Consider the following 22,167-nt stretch of genomic DNA (forward strand, 5'->3'; position numbering starts at 1 on the left):
CGCACCGTTCAAGGTGCTACGGCCCCGGGGCGTCGACGCGGTGCTCTCCCGTTGCGCCTGGGACCCGTGAGGCGGGTGCGCGGCTGCCGTACGCTCGACGCATGTCGCTCTATGCCGCATACGCCGGCAATCTCGACGCGGGGCTGATGTCCAGCCGCGCCCCGCACTCGCCGTTGCGTGCCACGGGCTGGCTGAACGGCTGGCGGCTGACCTTCGGCGGCGAGCAGGTGGGCTGGGAGGGCGCGCTCGCGACCCTGGTCGAGGATCCGATCTCCCAGGTCTTCGTGGCCCTCTACGACATCGCCCCGATGGACGAGGACGTCCTGGACCGCTGGGTGGGGGTGGGCATGGACGTCTACCGGCGCGCACGTGTGCGCATCCACACCCTGGACGGCGAGGAACCGGCCTGGGTCTACGTCCTCAACGCCTACGAGGGCGGTCTCCCCTCCGCCCGCTACCTCGGCGAGATCGCGGACGCGGCGGAGTCGGCGGGGGCACCCCACGACTATGTGATGGAGCTGCGGAAGCGGCCGTGCTGAGCGGCGCGGGGCTCCCGAAGGCCTGAGCGAAAGCCCGTGCGGGCCCCTCCGGCGCCACCCCTCGCCGGAAACGACAAGACAACGATCGCATTGCCGTGACCACTGACATCTACGCGCGTAGGCGAATACCGGCTACGCTCATCCGCGTGAACGCATCTCTTCTTCCGGACGACATCCAGGGCGATCCGTACGCCGCCGCCGACGCCGCCGCCGCGCGCCTGCGCGAACTCACCGGTGCCGAGTCCCACGACGTCGCCCTCGTGATGGGGTCCGGCTGGGCACCGGCCGTCGACGCCCTGGGGGCCCCCGACGCCGAGTTCCAGGTCACCGAGCTGCCCGGATTCCCGCCGCCCGCGGTGGAGGGCCACGGCGGCAAGATCCGCTCGTACGCCATCGGGGACAGGCGCGCGCTGGTGTTCCTGGGCCGCACCCACTACTACGAGGGCCGGGGCGTGGCCGCCGTGGCCCACGGTGTGCGCACCGCCGTCTCGGCCGGCTGCAAGACGATCGTGCTCACCAACGGCTGCGGCGGTCTGCGCGAGGGCATGCGCCCCGGCCAGCCGGTGCTGATCAGCGACCACCTCAACCTGACGGCGACCTCGCCGATCGTCGGCGCCAACTTCGTCGACCTCACCGACCTGTACTCGCCGCGCCTGCGCGCCCTGTGCAAGGAGGTCGACCCCACCCTCGAGGAGGGCGTCTACGCCCAGTTCCCCGGCCCGCACTACGAGACGCCGGCGGAGATCCGCATGGCCCGCACCATCGGCGCGGACCTGGTCGGCATGTCCACCGTCCTGGAGGCGATCGCCGCCCGCGAGGCGGGCGCGGAGGTCCTCGGCATCTCCCTGGTGACCAACCTCGCCGCGGGCATGACCGGCGAGCCCCTCAACCACGAGGAGGTCCTCCAGGCGGGCCGCGACAGCGCCACCCGCATGGGATCCCTGCTCACCCAGGTGCTGGGCCGCCTGTAGACCCCGGCACACCGCGGCACGCCGAACGCCCGGCGGCACCCGTGAAGGGGGAGCCGCCGGACCGCGGAAGGGGCCGTGGGGTGCGCCGGCGGCCCCTGCCGCGCACTTCGGCTCCGCCCGGCGCTCTCCGCCCGGCACGGACCCGGAACTCCGGGCAGTACGCTCGCGCGCGGCGGCCGGAGGCGCCCCACGGCCCCGCCCCCAACGCATCCCAGGTGCCCCGGCACCCACCCGCCGGAGGCAGACGGCCCAGGCCGACAAACTCACGAGAGGCTGACCCCAACGTGCACGACGACCTCATCGCACGGGCCAAGGCGTGGCTGGCCGAGGACCCCGACGCCGACACCCGGGACGAACTCGCCCGGCTCCTCGAAGCCCCGACCGCCGAGAACACCGAGGAGCTGACGGCCCGCTTCGCCGGCACGCTCCAGTTCGGCACCGCCGGCCTGCGCGGCGAACTCGGCGCCGGGCCCATGCGCATGAACCGCTCCGTCGTCATCCGCGCCGCCGCAGGCCTCGCCGCGTACCTGAAGAAGAACGGGGCCGCCCACGGGGACGAGAACGCCGGCCTCGTCGTCATCGGCTACGACGCCCGGCACAAGTCCGCCGACTTCGCCCGCGACACCGCCGCCGTCATGACGGGCGCCGGACTGCGCGCCGCCGTGCTCCCCCGCCCCCTCCCCACCCCGGTCCTCGCCTTCGCCATCAGGCACCTCGGCGCGGTCGCCGGTGTGGAGGTCACCGCCAGCCACAACCCGCCCCGCGACAACGGCTACAAGGTCTACCTGGGCGACGGCTCCCAGATCGTGCCCCCGGCGGACGCCGGAATCGCCGCCGAGATCGACGCGATCACCACGCTCACCGCGGTGCCCCGCCCGGACTCCGGCTGGGACATCCTCGACGACTCCGTCCTGGAGGCCTACCTGGCCCGTACGGACGCGGTCCTCGCCCCCGGCTCGCCGCGCACGGCCCGCACCATCTACACGGCGATGCACGGCGTCGGCAAGGACACCCTCCTCGCCGCGTTCGCCCGGGCCGGCTTCCCGGCCCCGGACCTGGTCGCCGAGCAGGCCGAGCCGGACCCGGACTTCCCGACCGTCGCCTTCCCCAACCCGGAGGAGCCCGGCGCGATGGACCTGGCGTTCGCCCGGGCCCGCGCGACCGGCCCCGATCTGATCATCGCCAACGACCCCGACGCCGACCGCTGCGCGGTGGCCGTCGGGCACGGCACCGACTGGCGCATGCTGCGCGGCGACGAGGTGGGCGCCCTGCTCGCCGCCCACCTGGTCTCCCGTGGCGTGACCGGCACCTTCGCGGAGTCGATCGTCTCCTCCTCCCTCCTCGGACGCATCGCCGGGAAGGCGGGCCTGCCCCACGAGGAGACGCTCACCGGCTTCAAGTGGATCGCCCGCGTGGAGGGTCTGCGCTACGGCTACGAGGAGGCCCTCGGCTACTGCGTCGACCCCGACGGCGTGCGCGACAAGGACGGCATCACCGCCGCCCTCCTGATCACCGAACTGGCGTCCCGGCTCAAGGAGGAGGGCCGCACCCTGCTGGACCTCCTGGACGACCTCGCCGTCGAGCACGGCCTGCACGCCACCGACCAGCTCTCGGTCCGCGTCAAGGATCTCTCGCTGATCGCCGACGCGATGCGGCGCCTGCGCGAGCAGCCCCCGACCGCGCTCGCGGGCCTGCCGGTCACCCGTTCCGAGGACCTCACCCGGGGCACGGACCGGCTGCCGCCCACGGACGGCCTGCGCTACACCCTCGACGGCGCCCGCGTCATCGTCCGCCCCAGCGGCACGGAGCCCAAGCTGAAGTGCTACCTGGAGGTCGTGATCCCGGTCGGCACCCACGCCGACCTCCCGGCGGCCCGTGGCAGGGCCGACGCCCTGCTGGCGTCGATCAAGCGGGACCTGTCGGCGGCGGCGGGCATCTGACCCGTACGAAGACCGAACCGGAACGGAACGGGTGCCCTCACTCGGAGGGCACCCGTTCCGTTCCGAAGGTCACGCGATGTGACGCCGCCGCGCCCGCGTCACCCCACCGCGATCAGAACCGCCAGCACCACCGCACCGGCCAGCGCCGGACCCACGATCTCGTACGCCCAGCGGACCGTCACCTCACCCTGGGCGGACTCGGCGTGCTCGCGGGCCTCCTGGACCTCGCGCAGGTCGTTCATGAACTGGTCGGTGTCCGTCCGGATGGGATCGCGGTCCGCAGCGGTGTCACCGGCGCCGCCGGCACTGGTGCCACCCGTCGCGCGTGCGGTCGCGACGGTGGCCCGCGCCTGCCGGCGGGCGGCCCGCTTGCGCGCCCGCAGCGACACGGGCAGCGCCCACAGCTGGTACTTGGTGCCCGCCTTGTCGAACACCTCGTTGGAGTAGCCGGAGCGCAGGCCGGAGACCTGCCCCCAGGGCAGCACGATCACGCGGAAGGGGTTGCGGACGCGCAGCCGGTCGGCGTTGGCGTACACGGCGGGCCGCACGGTGAAGGCGACCACGAGCGGCACCGCGAGGATCATCCCGGCGAGCGCCAGCCACGGGGTGCGGCCCTGGCCGGTGACCAGCGCGTCGACGCCCAGCCACAGGATGATGGCGAGCAGCAGGACACCGCCCGCGATGCCCGCGGACGACCGGTGGACCCGGTCCTGGAACTCGGAGGCGGAGGGCTGCGGCGCGGGGGGTTCGTGCTCGGGCGTCGTCATGGCCCCGATTGTGCCCGACGTCCGTGGGTGCCCTCATCCGCGGTGCGGGAGCGCGGATGAGGGCACGGAGACCAGCACCCGGCGGAATATGGCCGGAGGCACAATCTGGACTCAAGGGGTGTACAGCCGCTACGCGCGTAGATATGCTCGCCTGGTGACCATGCCCACCACTGCACCCCCTCTCGCTGACGTCACCGCGTCCGACAGCACGCTGCGCCGCTTCCTGCACGGGCTGCCCGGCGTCGACGCGGTCGGCCTGGAGGCGCGCGCCGCCTCGCTCGGCACCCGTTCCATCAAGACCACCGCGAAGGCGTACGCGATCGACCTCGCCATCTCGATGGTCGACCTGACGACGCTGGAAGGCGCGGACACCCCGGGCAAGGTCCGGGCGCTCGGCGCCAAGGCGGTCCACCCCGACCCGACGGACCGTACGGCCCCCGCCACGGCCGCGGTCTGCGTGTACCCCGACATGGTGGCCACCGCGAAGGAGGCCGTGGCCGGCTCGGCCGTGAAGGTCGCCTCGGTCGCCACCGCCTTCCCGGCCGGCCGGGCGCCGCTGGACATCAAGCTGGCGGACGTGCGCGCGGCGGTCGCCGCGGGCGCCGACGAGATCGACATGGTCATCGACCGCGGGGCGTTCCTCGCCGGCAAGTACCTCAAGGTGTACGACGAGATCGCCGCCGTGAAGGAGGCCTGCGGTTCGAGCGCCCGCCTGAAGGTCATCTTCGAGACCGGCGAGCTGTCGACGTACGACAACATCCGCCGCGCGAGCTGGCTCGGCATGCTGGCGGGCGCCGACTTCATCAAGACCTCCACCGGCAAGGTCGCCGTCAACGCCACCCCGGCCAACACGCTGCTCATGCTGGAGGCCGTCCGTGACTTCCGGGCGCAGACCGGCGTGCAGGTGGGCGTGAAGCCGGCCGGCGGCATCCGCACCTCCAAGGACGCGATCAAGTTCCTGGTCCTGGTCAACGAGACCGCCGGCGGGGACTGGCTGGACAACCACTGGTTCCGCTTCGGCGCCTCCTCGCTCCTGAACGACCTGCTGATGCAGCGCCAGAAGCTGGCCACCGGCCGCTACTCCGGCCCCGACTACGTGACGGTGGACTGAGCCCCATGAACACGGAAAACCCGCTTTCCCCCTTCGCCTACGCACCGGCTCCCGAGTCCCGGTCGGTCGTCGACATCGCGCCGTCCTACGGCCTGTTCGTCGACGGCGAGTTCACCGAGGCCGCCGACGGCAAGGTCTTCAAGACGGTCTCCCCCAGCACGGAGGAGGTGCTGTCCGAGGTCGCCCAGGCCGGCGAGGCGGACGTGGACCGCGCGGTCAAGGCGGCCCGCAAGGCCTTCGTGAAGTGGTCGGCGCTGCCCGGCTCCGAGCGCGCCAAGTACCTGTTCCGCATCGCCCGCATCGTCCAGGAGCGCAGCCGTGAGCTGGCGGTCCTGGAGACGCTGGACAACGGCAAGCCGATCCGGGAGACCAGGGACGCGGACCTGCCCCTGGTGGCCGCGCACTTCTTCTACTACGCCGGCTGGGCGGACAAGCTCGGCCACGCGGGCTTCGGACCGTCCCCGAAGCCGCTGGGTGTGGCCGGCCAGGTCATCCCGTGGAACTTCCCGCTGCTGATGCTGGCGTGGAAGATCGCCCCGGCGCTGGCGACCGGCAACACGGTCGTGCTCAAGCCCGCCGAGACCACCCCGCTCTCCGCGCTGTTCTTCGCGGACATCTGCCGCCAGGCGGGCCTGCCGAAGGGTGTCGTCAACATCCTTCCCGGCTACGGCGACGCGGGCGCCGCGCTGGTGGCGCACCCGGACGTGAACAAGGTCGCCTTCACCGGCTCCACGGCCGTCGGCAAGGCGATCGCGCGCACGGTCGCGGGCACGGACAAGAAGCTCACCCTCGAACTGGGCGGCAAGGGCGCCAACATCGTCTTCGACGACGCGCCGATCGACCAGGCCGTCGAGGGCATCGTGAACGGCATCTTCTTCAACCAGGGACAGGTCTGCTGCGCGGGCTCGCGCCTGCTGGTGCAGGAGTCGATCCACGACGAGCTGCTGGACTCCCTCAAGCGCAGGCTCTCCACCCTGCGTCTGGGCGATCCGCTCGACAAGAACACCGACATCGGCGCGATCAACTCCGCCGAGCAGCTGGCCCGGATCACCACGCTCGCCGACCAGGGCGAGGCGGAGGGCGCCGAGCGCTGGTCGCCCGCCTGCGAACTGCCCGAGAGCGGCTACTGGTTCGCCCCGACGCTGTTCACCGGTGTCACCCAGGCGCACACCATCGCCCGTGACGAGATCTTCGGCCCGGTGCTCTCCGTCCTCACCTTCCGCACCCCGGACGAGGCCGTCGCCAAGGCCAACAACACCCCGTACGGGCTCTCGGCGGGCATCTGGACGGAGAAGGGTTCCCGGATCCTGGCGGTGGCGAGCAGGCTGCGCGCCGGTGTCGTCTGGTCCAACACGTTCAACAAGTTCGATCCGACCTCGCCGTTCGGCGGCTACAAGGAGTCGGGCTTCGGCCGCGAGGGCGGCCGGCACGGCCTGGAGGCGTACCTCGATGTCTGAGAAGTCCGAGAAGTCTGGGGCGACGACCGAACCGCGGCTTTCGGTCCTCAAGACCTACAAGCTGTACGTGGGCGGCAAGTTCCCGCGTTCCGAGAGCGGCCGGGTGTACGAGGTGAGCGACTCCAAGGGCAACTGGCTGGCGAACGCACCGCGGTCGTCCCGCAAGGACGCCCGTGACGCGGTCGTCGCCGCGCGCAAGGCGTTCGGCGCGTGGTCCGGCGCGACCGCGTACAACCGGGGCCAGATCCTCTACCGCGTCGCGGAGATGCTGGAGGGCCGCCGCGAGCAGTTCGTCCGCGAGGTCGCCGAGGCCGAGGGCCTGTCCAAGGTCAAGGCGGCCGCGCAGGTCGACGCGGCGATCGACCGCTGGGTCTGGTACGCGGGCTGGACCGACAAGATCGCCCAGGTGGTGGGCGGCGGCAACCCGGTCGCGGGCCCGTACTTCAACCTCTCCTCCCCCGAGCCGACGGGCGTGGTGACCGTCCTGGCCCCGCAGGAGTCGTCGTTCCTGGGCCTGGTCTCGGTGATCGCCCCGGTGATCGCGACAGGCAACACGGCGGTGGTGGTCGCGAGCGAGAAGCACCCGCTCCCCGCGCTCTCCCTCGGCGAGGTGCTGGCCACCTCCGACCTGCCGGGCGGTGTCGTGAACGTCCTGTCCGGCGGTACGGCGGAGATCGCCACGCCGCTCGCCGCACACCAGGACGTCAACGCGATCGACCTCGCGGGCGCCGGCGCCGAGCTGGCGAAGGAGCTGGAGGTCGCGGCCGCGGACAACCTCAAGCGCGTCCTTCGTCCACAGCCTGTGGATTACTTCGCGACGCCGGGCATCGACCGCATGACGGCCTTCCTGGAGACCAAGACGGTCTGGCACCCGACGGGCTCGCTGGGCGCCTCCGGCTCGTCGTACTGAGCCGCCCGGGGCGCCGCACCGCGGCGGCCTGCACAGACGAGAGCCGCGTCTCCCCTCCGTCCGGGGGAGGCGCGGCTCTCCGCGTGCGCGCGTCAGCGCACCGACCCGAGCACCTGCCCGACGACCGGCACGGCACCCACCGACGGGGCCTGGGCCACCGGTCCCGTGAGCATCTTCGAACCGACCGGGCGGAAGTCGGCGAGCTGGGTGCCCACGCCGTTGTCGAGCGGGTCGACGCCGGTGCCCGCGAGGGGGTTGGGCTTGAGGGCCGTGACCGTTCCGGTGGTGTGGCCGACGGTGCCGGTCAGTGCCTGCACGCCCGTCTGCGGGTCGGCCCTGCCGAGGGAGCCGAGCAGGCGGCCCTCGCCCCCGCCCGGGAGGATGTCCGCCGAGGCCGTTGTCGCGCCCACACCCAGGGCGGCCCCGGCGGTCGCCACGGCGACCAGGACGCGCCGGGCGGTGGAGCGGGGGGAGGACGCGTGTCGAGCCATGACTGGTGCCGCCTTACGGATGCGGTGGGTAACGGGAACAGCGCACAGGGTAGTTGAGACGTAACCCACGTTCCAAAGCCGACCCGCGGGGTCGGCAGGCGGGCCACCATGCGTCAAACTGGTGTTCCGTGAGCCTTCATCCCCCGTCACCCGCCCGTGTCGTGCTGCTGTGCGGCCCCTCGGGCTCGGGCAAGTCCCTGGTAGCCGCCCGCTCCGGACTGCCCGTGCTGCGCCTCGACGACTTCTACAAGGAGGCCGGTGACCCGACCCTGCCGCTCGTGGCGGGGAGTTCGGACATCGACTGGGACCACCCCGGCTCGTGGGACGCGGACGTCGCGGTCGCGGCGATCAGCCGGCTGTGCGCGACGGGCACCACGGACGTGCCGGTGTACGACATCTCGCTGAGCGCCCGCACTGGTGAGGACACGCTGCACATCGGCCGCACCCCGCTGTTCATCGCGGAGGGCGTCTTCGCCGCCGAGATCGTGGGGCGCTGCCGGGAACTCGGTGTCCTGGCCGACGCGCTGTGCCTGAACCGCGGACCGGTCAGGACCTTCCGGCGGCGCTTCCTCCGGGACCTGAAGGAGGGCCGCAAGTCGGTCCCGTTCCTGCTGCGCCGGGGCTGGCGGCTGATGCGCGCCGAGCGGTCGATCGTGGCCCGTCAGGTCGCGCTGGGCGCCCACGCCTGCGCCCGGGACGAGGCCCTGGGCCGGCTGGCCGCCGCGGCGGCGGGTCGGCAGGCGCAGACACGGACGGCCGCGTAACCGGCGTACGGCACAGGGGAGTACACACCTCGTACGCGCCTACGCGCCTTGTACGCGACCACGCGCGCCCCGTACGCCCCCGTCGTCGTACGTGCCTCGGAGCGCCTCTCTCGCGTCAAGGCGCCTGCGCACGCGAAAGCGGGACTGGACAGACCCCCCGGTCCTCCAGTCCCGCTTCCTTGGTGCTCCCCCACACTCCCCCGTGTTCCCCCGTGTCCCCAGGGGTTCCCCCGATCCCCCGATCCCCCGAGTCCCCGTTGTTCCCCCGGTTCCCCCGTCTTTTTCCCTCCCCCGTTGTTCCCCCCCGTTCTCCCCTTCCCCCGTTTCCCCCCGCTGCCCTTCGGTCGGCTCAGGCGACGAGCTCGCCGAAGGACTCCTCACGGTCACGGCCGATGCTGAGGACCTCGTCCTCGCGCAGCCGGCGCAGGGACCGCCAGATGCTGGACTTCACCGTGCCGACGCTTATGCCGAGGATGTCCGCGATCTCCGGGTCCGTACGGCCCTCGTAGTAACGCAGGACCAGCATGGTGCGCTGGAGTTCGGGCAGCCGGGCCAGCGCCTGCCACAGGACCGTGCGCAGCTCGGTGCCGCGCATGGCGTCCGTGTCGCCGGGCGTCTCCGGCAGTTCCTCGGTCGGGTACTCGTTGAGCTTGCGGCGCCGCCAGGCGCTGATGTGCAGGTTGGTCATGGTGCGGCGGAGGTATCCGCCGACGGCCGCCTTGTCACTGATCCGGTCCCACGCCCGGTAGGTCGAGAACAGCGCGCTCTGCAGCAGGTCCTCGGCCTCGAAGCGGTCGCCGGTGAGGTGGTAGGCGGTTGCGTACAGGGAGGCGCGGCGCTCCTGGACGTAGGCGGTGAACGCCGCTTCGGCGTCCACGGTCTCCGACAGTGCGCGGCGCTCCCCCGGACCCTCCCCGTACGCGGTTCCCCCGTGTGTTTCCCCCGTGTGAGCGTCAACCACCGTCATGCGGGGCTGAGGCCCCTGCTGCGCATGCGCGGTGTGCTGACGCCCGGTGCCGCGAGCGCACCCCCGCCCGCTCACGGCACCGGACTTCTCCGAAGACCGGGCCACGTCGTGCAGACGCGTGACCACTGCGCTGTGGCTGGTGCTGTGCAGTGTGTTCATTCGCGCCCCCCGTCGTGGAGTTCCGGTGTTCCGTCCTGCTTCTTGCCCCGTGCCGAAAATCTTGCCGTGGCCACTTCATGGCCATGTCCGCCGACTGTCACAGACCTGTCACAGGGGTACGGAGGCCGTTACCGGGCGCAGGTCGCCGTACGGGTGTCGAAACACCGACCCGGCATGGGCCAGAATGAGGTTCGTGCCTTCCCTGTTGCTGATCGAGGACGACGACGCCATCCGAACGGCCCTGGAGCTCTCACTGACGCGCCAGGGACACCGGGTGGCCACCGCTGCCAGCGGTGAGGACGGTCTGAAGCTGTTGCGCGAGCAGCGGCCGGACCTGATCGTGCTGGACGTGATGCTGCCCGGCATCGACGGGTTCGAGGTGTGCCGGCGCATCCGGCGCACGGACCAGCTGCCGATCATTCTGCTCACCGCGCGCAGCGACGACATCGACGTGGTGGTCGGGCTGGAGTCCGGAGCCGACGACTACGTGGTCAAACCCGTGCAGGGGCGGGTGCTGGACGCCCGGATCCGGGCCGTGCTGCGGCGCGGCGAGCGGGAGGCGAACGACTCGGCGACCTTCGGCAGCCTCGTCATCGACCGGGCGGCGATGACCGTGACGAAGAACGGCGAGGACCTCCAGCTGACCCCGACCGAGCTGAGACTGCTGCTGGAGCTGAGCCGCCGGCCCGGGCAGGCGCTGTCCCGGCAGCAGCTGCTGCGGCTGGTGTGGGAGCACGACTACCTCGGTGACTCGCGGCTGGTGGACGCCTGTGTGCAGCGGCTGCGGGCCAAGGTGGAGGACGTGCCCTCGTCCCCGACGCTGATCCGTACCGTGCGCGGCGTCGGTTACCGCCTGGACGCGCCTCAGTGACGGACGAGCGGGGCGGGCTCCGGGGCTGGGCCTCGGAGCGCAGGGGAACGTTGTCCCGGCTGCGGTTCACCAGTCTGCGCCTGCGGCTGGTCGTGGTCTTCGCACTGGTGGCGCTGACCGCGGCCGTGTCGGCGTCCGGGATCGCGTACTGGCTCAACCGCGAGGCGGTGCTGACCCGCGCCCAGGACGCGGCGCTGCGCGACTTCCAGCAGGAAGTGCAGAACCGCGCGGGCGCGCTGCCGGTGCACACCACGCAGGACCAACTCCAGCACACCGCCGGGCAGATGGCCGGCAGCAGCCAGCGCTTCAGCGTGCTGCTGGTCGGCCAGGACGCGAACGGCAGGACGCTGTACGGCAACTCCGGCGGGCTGAACGGCTTCTCGCTGGAGGACGTGCCCGCCTCGCTGCGCACCGCGGTGAACAGGCAGCAGCCGCTCTCCTCGGCCAACAAGGCGCCCTACCACCTGTACTGGCAGCGGATCGTCATGCACGGGACGCCGTACCTGGTGGCCGGCACACGGGTGATCGGCGGCGGCCCGACCGGCTACATGCTCAAGTCGCTGGAGCCGGAGGCCAAGGACCTCAACTCGCTGGCCTGGTCCCTGGGCATCGCCACCGCGCTGGCGCTCGTCGGTGCCGCTCTCCTCGCCCAGGCCGCCGCCACGACGGTGCTGAAGCCGGTGCACCGGCTGGGAGTCGCCGCGCGCCGGCTCGGCGAGGGCAAGCTCGACACCCGGCTGCGGGTGTCCGGAACCGACGAACTCGCCGACATGTCCCGCACGTTCAACAAGGCGGCCGAGGCGCTGGAGAAACGGGTCGCCGACATGGCCGCCCGCGACGAGGCGTCCCGCCGGTTCGTCGCGGACATGAGCCACGAGCTGCGCACGCCGCTGACCGCCATCACCGCCGTGACGGAGGTGCTGGAGGAGGAGCTGGACTCCGAGAGCGGCGGCATCGACCCGATGATCGAGCCGGCGGTCCGGCTCGTCGTCAGCGAGACCCGGCGGCTGAACGACCTGGTCGAGAACCTGATGGAGGTCACCCGCTTCGACGCGGGCACGGCCCGGCTGGTGCTGGACGACGTCGACATCGCCGACCAGATCACCGCCTGCATCGACGCCCGCGCCTGGCTGGACGCCGTGGAACTGGACGCCGAGCGCGGCATCCACGCCCGGCTCGACCCGCGCCGCCTGGACGTCATCCTCGCCAACCTCATCGGCAACGCGCTCAAGCACGGCGGCTCGCCCGTGCGGGTGTCGGTGCGCGAGTCGGCCGCGGAGGCGGAGCGGCCGGCCGAGATCGTCATCCAGGTGCGCGACCACGGGCCGGGCATCCCCGAGGACGTCCTGCCGCACGTCTTCGACCGCTTCTACAAGGCGAGCGCGTCCCGGCCGCGCTCCGAGGGCAGCGGCCTCGGGCTGTCCATCGCCCTGAACAACGCGCACATCCACGGCGGCGGCATCACCGCGGCCAACTCGCCCGAGGGCGGAGCGGTGTTCACGCTGCGGCTGCCGCAGGACGCCTCCGCGCTCGCCGAGGAGCGGTCCGAGGGTGACCGATACGAGGAGGACAGCGCGAACGGCACGAACGGCGCGAACGGCGGGAAGGGGGCCGCCCGATGAACGCACGCCGACTTCTGCCGGCGGCGCTGACCGCCCTGGGCCTGCTGCTCGCCGGGTGCGGGATCCGGCCCACCGAGGTGCCCACGGACTTCGGCGGCGCGCCCTCCCGTGTGCCCTGCTCGCTGTCCCAGCCCGACCTGACCATCCAGTCCTCGCGCGGCGTGCCCGTACAGGTCTTCCTGTTGTGCGGCTCGTCGCTGGTGACCGTCGACCGGACGGTACGGGTGCCGGAGGGCACCGCGGACGCGCGGCGGCGGGTGATCGTGGCCCAGGGGCTGCTCGACCAGCTCGCCGCGCCGCCGTCGACCGGCGAGAAGGCGGCCGGGTACACCACGCACGTCCCGGACGGCCTGAAGGCCGAAGGGCCGCGCCCCGGTGACCCCGCCGACACGCTCCGGCTGAGCAGCGCGCCGGCCGGCCTCGCCCCGTACGCCCTCGCGCAGATCGTGTGCACGCTGTCCGACTCGGCCGCCGCCGAGGGGGACGGCTCCGTCGTCCTCGGCGGCCCGGACGACACGGCGCTGCGCCGCTACGAGTGCACCGGGGAACTCCGGTCCCGACCGGGCACCACCCTGCCACCGTCGACCCAGGTGACCACGGGCTGACGCGGGGCGGCACACGGCTGCGGGCCACGGGTGTGCCGCTCGGTCGTGGCACACGGGCGCGGCACGGGGCCGTGGCCACACAGGCTTGGGCCAGGGCCGTGGCACACGGGTGGCGCACGGGCCTGACGCTGGGCCTGGCACACAGGTGCGGCGCATGGCTGTGACACAGGGCCATGGCACGGGCGCGGCGCACGAGTGCGGCGCTCGGCTGTCGCACACGGGTGGCGCACGGGTGTGACACAGGACCGTGGCCACACAGGCGCGGCACAACAGGTTGGGCCCTGGGCCGTGACACCCGGACGCGGCACAGGGCCGTGGCGACCGGGCGTGGCGCACAGGCCCGATATGGGGCCGTGGCGACCGGGCGCGGCACACAGGCCCGATATGGGACCGTGACACACAAGCGCGGCACAAAGCCGTGACACACAGGTGCGGTGCACAGGTGTGCCGCGGGGGCGTGGCACACGGGTATGGCACAGGGCCATGACACACAGGCACGGCGCGCGAGTGTGGCGCAGCACTCACCACGGAGTGTGCCGTCCGGCCGGAACCGATCGTGCCGGGGGCCGCGTCTTGGGTGGCGTGCAGCGTCAAGGCTCCATCCGCGGCAGCGCCGCGTTCCACGTCCGTGTGACAGGGGGTGTCCTCCTCGTCGCCCACCTCGCGCTCGTCGCCTGGCTCACGCTGCGTCCGCTGGACGTCCCCTGGGTGACGCCGCCCAATCTGCGTCCGCTCGCCACCGTCCGGGGCGACCTGGCGCTGGGCTGGCCCGAGGCGGCCCGGCGCATCGGCGAGGGCCTGGCGCTGCTCGCGCCGCTGGGCGTACTGCTGCCGATGACGCACGGCAGCCTTCACGTCTCTCCACTCGGGTCCCTGTTCCGCACGGTCGCCGCGGGCGCCCTGGTCTCGCTGGGCATCGCCCTGCTGCAGACCGGCGTACCGGGCCGGGTGGTGGACGTCGACACGCTCCTGCTGAACACCACGGGCGTGGCCCTCGCCCACCTCACGGTCGTGCCCGCGGGCCGCTCCCGTCTCCGCCGCGGGGCCGAGCGCCGGGACCGGCCGGCTCCGCGCCAGGAGGATCCGCCTCAGGGGCGCACCCCGACGATTCCCAGGGTCGGCCTCGCCCCGTGGAGCGACGCTCTGCCCCCTTCGTCTCCGTAACGTGGAAGACGGACGGGGCAGCCGACGGGGCGGCCCCGCACCGACAGCTCACGAAGGAGTCGACCATGACCGCCCTGGCCCGCCCGACCCACGGTCGCGTGCTCGGCGGAGTGTGCGCTGCGCTGGCTCGGCGCTTCGGCACCTCCGCGACGACGATGCGCGTGATCTTCCTGCTGTCCTGCCTGCTGCCGGGCCCGCAGTTCCTGGTCTACATCGCGCTGTGGATCCTGCTGCCCTCGGAGGAGACGGCCGGCAGCGCGTGGTGAACGCCGCGCACGCGGTGACGCGGTGACGCGGTGACGCGGTGACGCGGTGACGCGGTGACGCGGTGACGCGGTGACGCGGTGACGCGGTGACGCGGTGACGCGGTGACGCGGTGACGCGGTGACGCGGTGAAACGACGGCACGGCTGGGGCGCACCCTGGAACCAGGAGGCGCGCCCCAGCCGTGCCGTGTCCGGAGAGGGGAGCGGTCGGCTCAGCCCAGCGGCAGCCCGTTCAACGGCAGGCCGTGGGTGGGCAGGCCCTGCACCGGCAGTCCGCCGAGCAGACCGGCGACCGGCTTGGTCGGGCCGTTCTGGAGCAGGCCCTGGGTGGCCGGCTGCGCGGCCGCGAGACCCGACTGCACCGCGGGCCTGGCCTGGTTCAGCGCCTGGCCGGCCCCGGGCACCGACTTGGCGACGTTCTCCGTCGGGAGCGCCTTGCTGACGGTACCGAGCGCCTGGCCGGCGTCCGGAACGGCCGGCGCGGCGTTCGCGGCGCCCGCGCCGGCGGCGGCGAAGGCGGCCCCGAGGGCGGCGACACCGAGGGACTTGACGGCAGACTGCTTCATGAAAACGCGTCCTTGGGTGGAAGACAGGGAACTGAGCGGTCCACGACCGTAAACATGCCGAGCCGTCCGCCGCAAACATCGAAATACGGACGGAATAAGCGCCCCGGACATGTTCCCGTATCTTCCGATCAGCCTTCCAAGGTCGAGAAACCCCTGGTGGACGCTGTCTGCTGAAACAGCCATTCGGATTTCAGCGCCGCGTATCCGGGCTTGATCACGTCATTGATCATCGCCAGTCGTTCATCGAAAGGAATGAATGCTGATTTCATCGCATTGACGGAGAACCACTGCATGTCGTCGAGTGTGTATCCGAATGCCTCGACCAGCTGCTCGAACTCCCGGCTCATGCTGGTGTGGGACATAAGACGGTTGTCCGTGTTGACCGTGGCCCGGAAGTGGAGCCGGCGCAGCAGTCCGATCGGATGCTCGGCGTACGAGGGCGCCGCCCCGGTCTGGAGGTTGGAACTCGGGCACAGCTCCAGCGGGATGCGCTTGTCACGGACGTAGGAGGCCAGCCGCCCCAGTTCGACCGTGCCGTCCTCGTGGACCTGGATGTCGTCGATGATGCGCACCCCGTGACCCAGCCGGTCCGCGCCGCACCACTGCAGCGCCTGCCAGATCGACGGCAGCCCGAAGGCCTCGCCGGCGTGGATCGTGAAGTGGTTGTTCTCCCGCTTCAGGTACTCGAAGGCGTCCAGGTGCCGGGTGGGCGGGTAACCGGCCTCCGCGCCCGCGATGTCGAAGCCCACCACGCCCGAGTCCCGGTAGCGGTTGGCGAGTTCGGCGATCTCCAGGGAGCGGGCCGCGTGCCGCATCGCGGTCAGCAGGACGCCCACCCGGATCCGGTGACCGTTCTCCAGGGCGGTCCGCTCGCCCTCGCGGAAGCCCTCGTTGACGGCCTCGACGACCTCCTCCAGGCTCAGCCCGCCCTCCAGGTGCTGCTCGGGGGCGTAGCGCACCTCGGCGTAGACGACGCCGTCCTCGGCGAGGTCCTCGGCGCACTCGCGGGCGACCCGGACGAGGGCATCGCGGGTCTGCATCACGGCGACGGTGTGCGCGAACGTCTCCAAGTACCGTTCCAGCGAGCCGGAGTCGGCGGCCTCACGGAACCACAGGCCCAGCTTGTCCGGGTCGGTCTCGGGGAGCGGGGAGTAGCCCGACGCGCGGGCCAGGTCGACGACGGTTCCGGGGCGGAGCCCGCCGTCGAGGTGATCGTGGAGCAGAACCTTGGGCGCCCGGCGGATCTGGTCCGAGCTCGGGGTGTTCCCCTGGTGGGCAGTCTGGCTCGTCATTTCCGCACTTTAACTCCTACGCGCGTAGATCATCGCGTGTACACATCCGTCGATATGTAACGGTGACCGCCCGGGCGGGTGGCGTACACCGGTGCTTCTGACACTGTTCTGTCATGTCACACCAAGCGACGCCGGTTCGCACGGCCCGGCTGGGGAGGACGGTCGGCCCGGAGCCGGCGGCGGTGGGCGGAGCGGTGCTGCTGCTCCCGGGCGGCCAGGAGGTCTCCACCCGCAGACCCTCGCCGGTGCTGGCGGCCGCCTCGGTGCGCGCGCTGGGGCGCCGGCTGGCCCGCGCGGGGCGCGAGGAGGGCCTGGCCGTGCACGTGGTGCACTACCGCTACCGCGGCTGGAACGGAGCCGAGGCACATCCGGCCCGCGACGCCGCCTGGGCCGTCGAGGAGGTCGTCCGGTGCTACGGGGACGTGCCGGTCTGCCTGGCCGGTCTCGACATGGGCGGCCGGGCCGCGCTGCACGCCGCCGGGCACGAGACCGTCAACTCCGTGGTGGCCATCGCCCCTTCGCTGCCCGAGGCCGACGTGGCCGCCTCGCCCGAACCGGTCAGGCAGCTCGCCGGGCGCCGGGTGCTGATCGTGCACGGCACGAACGACGAACGGACCGATCCCGAGCTGTCCTTCCGGTTCGCCGAGCGGGCGAAGAAGGCGAACCGGGACGTGTGCCGGTTCGAAGTCCACGCCGACGGACACGGGTTGCGTCAGTACCGGGACGAAGTCCTCGCGCTCACCACCGACTTCGTCATGGGGTCGCTGTTCGGGCGGGTGTTCTCGCGGCCGGTGCAGGACGCGCTGGCGGCTCCGCCACCGCTGGGTCTGCGGATGCCGCTGGCGGCCGGGTTCGGGAAGACGCTGCGGCGGTAGGGCCGCCCGCCGTCAGGTGGGGAGCAGATTGCCGCGCTTGGCGAGCAGGAACTTCTTGAAGGCCGCCACCGGCGGGGTGTCCGGGTGGCCCTCCAGCCAGGCCACGCCGATCTCCCGTACCGCGCGCGGGGCCGTCACCGTCAGCTCGACGACTCCCGGGCGGGGGAAGGCCGGCGGGGGCAGCAGGGCGACCCCGAGGCCCGCGGCGACCAGGCCGCGCAGGGTCTCGGCCTCCTCGCCCTCGAAGGCGACGCGCGGCTTGAAGCCGGCCTCCCGGCACAGGGCGTCGGTGATGCGGCGCAGGCCGTAGCCGGGTTCCAGGGTCACGAAGGACTCCTCGGCGGCCTCGGTCAGGCGGATGCGGCGCCGGGCGGCGAGCCGGTGGTCGGCGGGGACGACCAGACGCAGCTTCTGCTCGTCGAGACGGCGGGCGACCAGGTCGGGGGCGTCCGGCACGGGGGACGTCAGGCAGAGGTCGAGCTCGCCCGCCCGCAGCCCCTCCAGCATGGCCTCGCCGTAGTTCTGCACCAGGCTGAAGCGAACGCGGGGATGGTCGGCCCGGAAGGCGTGGATGAGGCCGGGCACGGTCTCGGCGCCCATGGTGTGCAGGAAGCCGAAGGCGACCTTGCCGGTGGCCGGGTCGGCGTCGGCGCGCACCTCCTCGGCGGCGCGCTCGATCTCGGCGAGGGCGCGTTGCACGGAGGCGAGGAAGGTACGGCCGGCGGGGGTCAGGGAGACCGTGCGGCCCCGGCGGGCGAAGAGGTCGACGCCGAGGTCCTGCTCCAGCCGGACCATGGCCCGCGAGAGCGTCGACTGCGGGACCTGCATCTCCTGCGCGGCCCGGGTGACGTGCTCGGTGCGGGCCACGCCGGCGAAGTGCGCCAGGCGGGGCGCCAGCAACGCGACGATGTCTTCTGTGTCACCGGTCTGTGACAGACGCGGCTGCGACCTCGGCTGATGCACCATGGGAACGATTATGCCGAGTCCGTGCATTGGACGGATGAGTGCCCGGCTTTCTACGGTCGCCGTATGACTCCCGCCGATACCGGGGCGCTCACCACCGTGGGCGCCGTCGCCTCAGTCCCCGACTCCGACTCCCGCATGGCCCCGGGCGGCCCCGGCTACCGCCGGATGAGCCTCGCCCTCTTCCTCGCGGGTGTCGCCACCTTCGCGCTGCTGTACTCCACACAGGCCCTGCTGCCGCTGATCTCCGGCGAGTTCCACGTGGCGGCGAGCGACGCGAGCTGGACGGTGGCCGCCGCGACGGGCGGCCTGGCGCTGTTCGTGCTCCCGGCGAGCGCGCTGTCGGAGCGTTTCGGGCGGCGTACGGTCATGACGGCCTCGCTGGCGGTCGCGGTGGTCGTCGGGCTGCTGGTGCCGTTCGCGCCGTCGCTGGGCTCGCTGGTGGTGCTGCGGGCACTCCAGGGCGCGGCCCTCGCGGGGCTGCCGGCCTCGGCGCAGGCGTATCTGGCGGAGGAGGTGCGGCCCCGGGCCCTGGTCACGGCGATCGGCCTGTTCGTGGCCGGCAACAGCGTGGGCGGCATGAGCGGCCGGGTCATCACCGGCTGGGTGGCCCAGGAGTGGGGCTGGCGGGTGGCCGTCGGGGTGGTCGGGGTGATCGCGGTGGGCTGCGCGGTGGCCTTCCGCCTGCTGCTTCCGGCGCCGCAACACTTCAGGGTGGGCTCGCTGCGCCCCCGGGTGCTGGCGCGCTCGGTCCGCGACCACCTCGCCGATCCGCTGCTGCGCCGGCTGTACGCGATCGGCGCGCTGTTCATGACGGTGTTCGGCGGGGTCTACACGGTGATCGGCTACCGCCTGACCGAGGCGCCGTTCTCCCTGCCGCAGGGCATCGTCGGCTCGATCTTCCTGGTGTACCTGGTGGGCACGGTGTCCGCGTCGACGGCGGGCCGGCTGGTGGGCCGGCTGGGCCGCAGGGGCGCCCTGTACCTGGCGGGCGCCACGACTGCGGCGGGTCTGCTGGTGTCCCTGCTGGACTCGGTCGCGCTGGTCCTGCTGGGCCTGGTCCTGATCACCGCGGGCTTCTTCGCCGGTCACGCGGTCGCCTCCTCGGCGGTCAGCCGGACGGCCACGCACGGCCGTGCCCAGGCCTCGGCGCTCTACCAGTCCGCCTACTACGTCGGCTCCAGTGCGGGCAGCACGGTGGGCGCCGTGGCCTTCCACGCGCAGGGCTGGTCGGGAACCGTCGAGGTCGGACTGTTGGCCGTCCTGGGCGTCGTGGCGATCACGGCGCTCGGCTCGCGGGCGGCGAGGGTCGCGGCGCGGCGGGAGCCGGTGCCCGCGTAGCCGCGCCGGCCCCCTCGCCGCAGGGCCGTCCGGGACGCCCTCGCGCGGGCCGCGGGCCCGTGGATGCCCTCCGACCTGCCGTCTCTCCTGCTCCAAGGGCCGTTGTCAGTGGGCTGCGGTAGCTTCCGAAGTGCTGGGCGTGACGACGCGCACCGGACGGGACGGCCACAGGGGCGGGTGGACGATGGGAAACGGCACGACGGCGACGGCGGAGCTCGACGAGCGGCTGGAGGGGTACCGGGTCGAGCTGACGGGTTACTGCTACCGCATGCTCGGTTCGTCCTTCGAGGCGGAGGACGCGGTCCAGGACACCCTCGTGCGTGCCTGGCGGAGCTACGACAAGTTCGAGGGGCGCTCCAGCCTGCGCTCGTGGCTCTACCGCATCGCGACGAACGTCTGCCTGGACATGCTGGCGGCGGGCAGCAAGCGGGCCCGGCCGATGGACCTGACCGAGTCCACGCCGCTGGCCCGCGCGGCGCTGTCGCCGCGCCCGGACCACACATGGCTGGAGCCGGTGCCGGACGCCCGTGTGCTGCCGGCGGTCGAGGACCCGGCGGAGGCGGCCGTCACCAAGGAGTCGGTGCGGCTCGCCTTCATGGCCGCGTTGCAGCGGCTGCCGCCCAAGCAGCGGGCCGTGCTGATCCTGCGAGAGGTGCTGGCCTGGCGGGCGAGCGAGGTCGCCGAGCTGCTGGGCACATCGGTCGCGTCGGTCAACAGCGCCCTCCAGCGGGCGCGCGCCACGCTCGCCGAGCGGGGCGACAAGGCCGCCGAGGCGGCGGTGTCCGACCCGCTGGACGAGGCCCAGCAACGGCTCCTGGAACGCTATGTGAAGGCGTTCGAGGGGTACGACATGGCGGAGCTGACCGCGCTGCTGCACGAGGACGCGGTGATGACGATGCCGCCGTTCGACCTGTGGCTGACGGGCGCGTCGGACATCACGGGCTTCATGACGACGCTGGGCGCGGCCTGCGCGGGCTCCCGGCTGCTGCCGGTGCGGGCCAACGGGCTGCCGGGCTTCGCCCAGTACAAGCCGGACCCGGAGAAGGGCGGCTTCACCCCGTGGGCGGTGCAGGTCCTGGAGACGTCAGAGGGCCGGATCACCGGGTTCCACTGCTTCCTCGACACCCAGCGGTGGTTCCCGTTGTTCGGGTTGCCGCTCCATCTCGAAGGAGAGGCCGACCAGGCGGAGGAGGGCGTCTAGCGCCGGGTCGGGGTCGCGCAGCCGTATGCGGCCGCCGGCTCGCCGGGCGGCGAGCTGGAGCCGCGCCAGCAGGTCGATCACGCCGAGTCCCGGCGGCCCGAGACCCCCGACGTCGCACACCACGACGTCGGCCCGGGTGTCCCCCAGCAGGGCCCGCACGTCCGCGCACAGCCCCGCCACCTCCTCCCGGGTGACGGGGCCGGCGAGCACGAGCACGGCAGGTGTCCTGGCATCCACGGTCTGTAGACCGTGCGGCCGAGCGCAACTCATCGCGTGCCGGGGGCCGCGGGCCCGCCGGAGATCACATTGACCCGCTCCCCGCCCTCCCCGGAGGGTGGCCGTATGTCCCACGGATCAGCACCGCCCTGGATATCCGACGACCTCCTGCCTGCGGAGGAGGCCGTGTGCGGGGGGTGCTGAGCGGGTTCGCGGTCATCGCGGTGGTGATCGGCGTCGGCTACGCGATCGGTCGCCGCGGCTCCCTCGGTGACCAGGGCCGCGAGGTGCTGACCAGGCTGGCCTTCCATGTGGCGTCCCCCGCCCTGTTGTTCACGACGCTCGCGCGGGCCGACCTGTCGGTGGTCTTCTCCAGCCGGCTGCTGGTGACGGCGTTGAGCACGGCCGCGGCGGCGGGCGTCTTCGTGGCGTTCGGCGCGGTGCGGCGCTGGGGCGTGGGCCGCACCACGATCGGTGCGCTGTGTTCCAGCTACGTCAACTCCGGCAACCTCGGCATCCCGATCGCCGTGTACGTCCTGGGCGACGCGTCCCTGGTGGCCCCGGTCCTGCTGTTCCAGCAGATCATGGTCACGCCCATCGCGCTGACGGTGCTGGACCTCTCCGGGCCGGACGGGAAGGGCTCCCTGTGGCGGCGCCTGCTCACTCCGCTGCGCAACCCGATCGCGGTGGGCTCCCTGAGCGGGGTCCTGGTCTCGGCGACCGGCCTGCGGGTGCCCGGCCCGGTGATGGACCCGATCACCCTGATCGGCAACATGTCCGTCCCGGCCGTCCTGCTGGCCTACGGCATCTCCCTGTGCGGCAGCGCGGCCCCCGGCCGCGGCCGCGACCGTCACCCGGTGCTGCTCGCGGTCGCCCTGAAGTCGGCGGGCCAGCCGTTGGCGGCCTGGGCCCTGGCGGCGGGCGTCTTCGGCCTGAGCGGGGCACCTCTGCTGGACGTCGTGGTGACCTCGGCCCTGCCCGCCGCACAGAACCTGTTCACCTACGCGAGCCGCTACCGCGTCGGCGAGTCCCTGGCCCGCGAGTCCATCCTGCTGTCGACGATCCTGTCGGTGCCGGTGCTGGTGGTGGTGGCGGCACTGCTGGGGTGAC

General features: G+C 72.6%; 23 protein-coding genes. 16 read left to right on the plus strand and 7 right to left on the minus strand.

Features of this window, described 5'->3' with window-relative positions:
* Window positions 1–101: 101 nt before the first annotated feature.
* The 3 genes from TNCT6_RS11000 (at window position 102) to TNCT6_RS11010 (ending at window position 3,450) form a co-directional block, all read left to right on the plus strand.
* Entirely contained in the window at window positions 102–539 is a 438-nt protein-coding gene (locus TNCT6_RS11000) for a gamma-glutamylcyclotransferase (protein ID WP_141359033.1), read from the plus strand.
* 146 nt (window positions 540–685) lie between these two features.
* Entirely contained in the window at window positions 686–1,510 is an 825-nt protein-coding gene (locus TNCT6_RS11005; protein ID WP_141359035.1) for a purine-nucleoside phosphorylase, read from the plus strand.
* A gap of 284 nt (window positions 1,511–1,794) precedes the next feature.
* A complete protein-coding gene (locus TNCT6_RS11010) occupies window positions 1,795–3,450 on the plus strand; it encodes a phospho-sugar mutase (protein ID WP_141359037.1) in 1,656 nt (551 codons plus the stop codon).
* Between the two features lie 98 nt (window positions 3,451–3,548).
* Here the strand turns inward: TNCT6_RS11010 and TNCT6_RS11015 are convergent, their stop codons facing one another.
* Window positions 3,549–4,217, minus strand: coding sequence for a PH domain-containing protein (locus TNCT6_RS11015; protein WP_141359039.1), 669 nt, complete (start codon window positions 4,215–4,217; stop codon window positions 3,549–3,551).
* 160 nt (window positions 4,218–4,377) lie between these two features.
* Here TNCT6_RS11015 and deoC point away from each other — a divergent pair, with 160 nt between their 5' ends.
* The 3 genes from deoC to TNCT6_RS11030 are packed head-to-tail and all read left to right on the plus strand — an operon-like array spanning window position 4,378 to window position 7,695.
* Complete coding sequence (gene deoC / locus TNCT6_RS11020; RefSeq protein ID WP_141366321.1) at window positions 4,378–5,328, plus strand: deoxyribose-phosphate aldolase; 951 nt, start codon at window positions 4,378–4,380, stop codon at window positions 5,326–5,328.
* Window positions 5,329–5,333: 5 nt separating this feature from the next.
* A complete protein-coding gene (locus TNCT6_RS11025; protein ID WP_141359041.1) occupies window positions 5,334–6,785 on the plus strand; it encodes an aldehyde dehydrogenase family protein in 1,452 nt (483 codons plus the stop codon).
* Window positions 6,778–7,695, plus strand: coding sequence for an aldehyde dehydrogenase family protein (locus TNCT6_RS11030; RefSeq protein ID WP_141359049.1), 918 nt, complete (start codon window positions 6,778–6,780; stop codon window positions 7,693–7,695). The genes TNCT6_RS11025 and TNCT6_RS11030 overlap by 8 nt, the downstream gene beginning before the upstream one ends.
* 92 nt (window positions 7,696–7,787) lie before the next feature.
* Here TNCT6_RS11030 and TNCT6_RS11035 read toward each other — a convergent pair whose 3' ends face one another.
* Window positions 7,788–8,186 (minus strand): hypothetical protein, encoded by a 399-nt coding sequence (locus tag TNCT6_RS11035; RefSeq protein WP_141359051.1) that lies wholly within the window; start codon window positions 8,184–8,186, stop codon window positions 7,788–7,790.
* Window positions 8,187–8,314: 128 nt separating this feature from the next.
* On the opposite strand from TNCT6_RS11035, the gene TNCT6_RS11040 reads away from it, so the two are divergent.
* Window positions 8,315–8,950 (plus strand): uridine kinase, encoded by a 636-nt coding sequence (locus TNCT6_RS11040; protein WP_253266076.1) that lies wholly within the window; start codon window positions 8,315–8,317, stop codon window positions 8,948–8,950.
* 349 nt (window positions 8,951–9,299) lie between these two features.
* On the opposite strand, the gene TNCT6_RS11045 is transcribed toward TNCT6_RS11040, so the two are convergent.
* Window positions 9,300–10,076, minus strand: coding sequence for a SigE family RNA polymerase sigma factor (locus TNCT6_RS11045; protein WP_141359055.1), 777 nt, complete (start codon window positions 10,074–10,076; stop codon window positions 9,300–9,302).
* A gap of 193 nt (window positions 10,077–10,269) precedes the next feature.
* On the opposite strand from TNCT6_RS11045, the gene afsQ1 reads away from it, so the two are divergent.
* The 5 genes from afsQ1 to TNCT6_RS11070 all read left to right on the plus strand — a co-directional run bounded on the left by afsQ1 (window position 10,270) and on the right by TNCT6_RS11070 (window position 14,604).
* The gene (gene afsQ1, locus TNCT6_RS11050) at window positions 10,270–10,947 is read left to right on the plus strand and encodes a two-component system response regulator AfsQ1 (protein ID WP_037868090.1); all 678 of its coding nucleotides are present in this window, start codon (window positions 10,270–10,272) and stop codon (window positions 10,945–10,947) included.
* On the plus strand, window positions 10,944–12,569 hold the full coding sequence (locus TNCT6_RS11055) for a HAMP domain-containing sensor histidine kinase (protein ID WP_141359057.1): 1,626 nt from the start codon (window positions 10,944–10,946) through the stop codon (window positions 12,567–12,569). The genes afsQ1 and TNCT6_RS11055 overlap by 4 nt, the downstream gene beginning before the upstream one ends.
* Entirely contained in the window at window positions 12,566–13,174 is a 609-nt protein-coding gene (locus tag TNCT6_RS11060) for a hypothetical protein (RefSeq protein ID WP_141359059.1), read from the plus strand. Before TNCT6_RS11055 ends, TNCT6_RS11060 begins: the two co-directional genes overlap by 4 nt.
* 582 nt (window positions 13,175–13,756) lie before the next feature.
* A complete protein-coding gene (locus TNCT6_RS11065; protein WP_141359061.1) occupies window positions 13,757–14,338 on the plus strand; it encodes a VanZ family protein in 582 nt (193 codons plus the stop codon).
* A 65-nt stretch (window positions 14,339–14,403) separates the two neighbouring features.
* Window positions 14,404–14,604, plus strand: a complete 201-nt coding sequence (locus tag TNCT6_RS11070; RefSeq protein WP_141359063.1) for a PspC domain-containing protein — start codon at window positions 14,404–14,406, stop codon at window positions 14,602–14,604.
* 211 nt (window positions 14,605–14,815) lie between these two features.
* On the opposite strand, the gene TNCT6_RS11075 is transcribed toward TNCT6_RS11070, so the two are convergent.
* Together TNCT6_RS11075 and TNCT6_RS11080 are read right to left on the minus strand one after the other, a co-directional pair.
* The gene (locus tag TNCT6_RS11075) at window positions 14,816–15,169 is read right to left on the minus strand and encodes an ATP-binding protein (protein ID WP_141359065.1); all 354 of its coding nucleotides are present in this window, start codon (window positions 15,167–15,169) and stop codon (window positions 14,816–14,818) included.
* Window positions 15,170–15,297: 128 nt separating this feature from the next.
* Window positions 15,298–16,461, minus strand: a complete 1,164-nt coding sequence (locus tag TNCT6_RS11080; protein ID WP_141359067.1) for an adenosine deaminase — start codon at window positions 16,459–16,461, stop codon at window positions 15,298–15,300.
* 113 nt (window positions 16,462–16,574) lie between these two features.
* Between TNCT6_RS11080 and TNCT6_RS11085 the strand changes: the two genes are divergently transcribed.
* Window positions 16,575–17,336, plus strand: a complete 762-nt coding sequence (locus TNCT6_RS11085) for a S9 family peptidase (RefSeq protein ID WP_141359069.1) — start codon at window positions 16,575–16,577, stop codon at window positions 17,334–17,336.
* 12 nt (window positions 17,337–17,348) lie between these two features.
* Here the strand turns inward: TNCT6_RS11085 and TNCT6_RS11090 are convergent, their stop codons facing one another.
* Window positions 17,349–18,302, minus strand: a complete 954-nt coding sequence (locus TNCT6_RS11090; protein ID WP_141359071.1) for a LysR family transcriptional regulator — start codon at window positions 18,300–18,302, stop codon at window positions 17,349–17,351.
* 63 nt (window positions 18,303–18,365) lie between these two features.
* Here TNCT6_RS11090 and TNCT6_RS11095 point away from each other — a divergent pair, with 63 nt between their 5' ends.
* Together TNCT6_RS11095 and TNCT6_RS11100 are read left to right on the plus strand one after the other, a co-directional pair.
* Window positions 18,366–19,640: an MFS transporter gene (locus TNCT6_RS11095; RefSeq protein WP_141359073.1), complete on the plus strand. Its 1,275-nt coding sequence runs from the start codon at window positions 18,366–18,368 to the stop codon at window positions 19,638–19,640.
* A 184-nt stretch (window positions 19,641–19,824) separates the two neighbouring features.
* Window positions 19,825–20,841 carry a sigma-70 family RNA polymerase sigma factor gene (locus TNCT6_RS11100; RefSeq protein ID WP_141359075.1) on the plus strand — a complete coding sequence of 339 codons (1,017 nt, stop codon included), beginning with the start codon at window positions 19,825–19,827 and terminating at the stop codon, window positions 20,839–20,841.
* Here TNCT6_RS11100 and TNCT6_RS11105 read toward each other — a convergent pair.
* On the minus strand, window positions 20,725–21,111 hold the full coding sequence (locus tag TNCT6_RS11105) for an STAS domain-containing protein (protein ID WP_141359077.1): 387 nt from the start codon (window positions 21,109–21,111) through the stop codon (window positions 20,725–20,727). The two genes, TNCT6_RS11100 and TNCT6_RS11105, sit on opposite strands and share 117 nt — an antisense overlap.
* A 134-nt stretch (window positions 21,112–21,245) precedes the next feature.
* Here TNCT6_RS11105 and TNCT6_RS11110 point away from each other — a divergent pair, with 134 nt between their 5' ends.
* Window positions 21,246–22,166 (plus strand): AEC family transporter, encoded by a 921-nt coding sequence (locus tag TNCT6_RS11110; protein WP_141359079.1) that lies wholly within the window; start codon window positions 21,246–21,248, stop codon window positions 22,164–22,166.
* Window position 22,167 lies beyond the last annotated feature (1 nt).

It is taken from the genome of Streptomyces sp. 6-11-2 (genome assembly GCF_006540305.1).
Taxonomy (GTDB): domain Bacteria; phylum Actinomycetota; class Actinomycetes; order Streptomycetales; family Streptomycetaceae; genus Streptomyces.